Raw genomic sequence first — 1,820 nt, forward strand, 5'->3', positions numbered from 1 at the left:
CGTAGGAACTATGTGACCGAGGAGACTCGGTGAAAACAGCCATAAAAGACCTCAAGGAAGCCACAAGAGGCATTATATAAATAATTTCGAATTAAATTTAAACAGTTTCTAAGGTCTGGCTCAGGTTTCCAGATTAAGGAAACCTGAGACTCAAGAGAGGAGGCGGACGTCATTACATTATCATGGACAGCCGCAAAGAGCGGCATTTGGCTTTAAACCGATCCGGGGATTTCTCCGGATCATACTGACCGGGTTACCATATTTTTTCCTTGCCTGTGATGACTTGACTGTTCGGAGGCGGTTTTTGTTTTCGTCCGGCAATCCGGGTTCTCGTTTTAGTTATCGGTCTTGGTTTTGCAGACGTCTCCCCTCCCCTCGCCTTATTTTAAATTTTCTATCATCTCATCTTCTGACCAGAGGGATCGATAATCTTATATCGGGGCACAAGCAATTTCATCACACACCATCCGGCGATATAGGCTATTCCGCAATAGCAGAAGACTATAAAATATCCGGCAGGCTTTCCTGTGAATCCCATGAAGCTCATGCCGGTGGCAGCGGCATAGTCGAACAACATGCCGGCGAACAGGTTGACAAGGAAGGAACCCAGACCGCTGGCAAGCCCACCGATTCCGACAATCGTGGCTATTGTGCTTTTGGGGAACATGTCGCCGACAACCGAATATATATTGGCAGACCATGACTGGTGTGCGGCTCCCGCTATACCGATAAGGATCACGGGCCACCATACCGAGACACTGCCGAGGGGCTGCGCGGCGATTGTGAGCAGAGGGAACAAGGCGAATATGAACATCGCCCTCATTCGCGCCGCATATGGATTGAGACCGGTCTTTTCCATGATTATTGTGGGAAGTTTGCCGCCATAGATCGAAAGCAGGGTAAGAAGATAAAGCGCCACGATAAGCATCTGTGCCGTGCCTGAGGTTGTCGGCAGGTTCAGGATGTCGGATATATAAGCCGGTGTCCAGAAGAGGAAGAACCACCACACGCCGTCAGTGAGAAAGCGTCCGAAGAAGATTGCCCATGTCTGGCGATACTTAAAACATTTCAGGAATGGAATCTCGTTTTTGCGGTCATCCTCAACCGCCGCCTTTTCGGCAGGAGTCTCGTCTTTGGTAACGTTATCCTGCTCAATATATTCCAGTTCCGCCTTGTTGACGAAAGGATTGCTTTCCGGTCTGCGATAAAGCCACATCCAGAACCCCATCCAGATGAAGCCCAGACCACCGATGATAAGGAAAGCCATCTCCCAGCCGTTGCCTACACCGGCTTTCTGGAAATAAGATGCAAGGGCAGGAATGCTCACGGGAGCGAGCAACGCACCTACCGTAGCACCGGCGTTGAAGATAGAGGTGGCGAAAGCACGGTCTTTCTTCGGAAAGTATTCCGCCGTCACCTTAATGGCTGCGGGGAAGTTTCCAGCCTCGCCGATTCCGAGAATCACACGCGCCGCGATGAAGTAATACACAGATGTGATGGCTACCGTCGAAGCGAGAGCCCCGGTGGCGCCGACAAGTTCGGCGGCGTCATGCAGACCGAGGGTGTGTTCCGTCGCCCAGCCGCATAACGCATGGAGGCATGCGCCCGCCGACCATATGAATATGGTCCACAGATAACCTTTTTTCGACCCCATCCAGTCGATGAACCTTCCTGCGAAGAGGTTCGCCACAGCATATACGATAGAGAAAATGGATGTGATGACACCATAGTCGGTGTCGGTCCAGTGAAATTCAGGAGCTATGAATTCCTTCCAGGTGAGCGAGAGCACCTGACGGTCCATATAGTTTACAGTTGTGGCA

At 51.1% G+C, this 1,820-nt stretch carries 1 protein-coding gene; it reads right to left on the reverse strand.

All coding sequences use genetic code 11. The annotated features are described in order from the left end of the window. Positions 1 to 397: 397 nt before the first annotated feature. Positions 398 to 1,820, reverse strand: a 1,423-nt coding sequence (locus JX312_RS13045) for an MFS transporter (protein WP_204458355.1), incomplete at its 5' end; no start/stop codon positions are given.

It is taken from the genome of Barnesiella sp. CU968, from assembly GCF_905219685.1.
In the GTDB taxonomy this organism is placed as follows: domain Bacteria; phylum Bacteroidota; class Bacteroidia; order Bacteroidales; family Muribaculaceae; genus Lepagella; species Lepagella muris_A.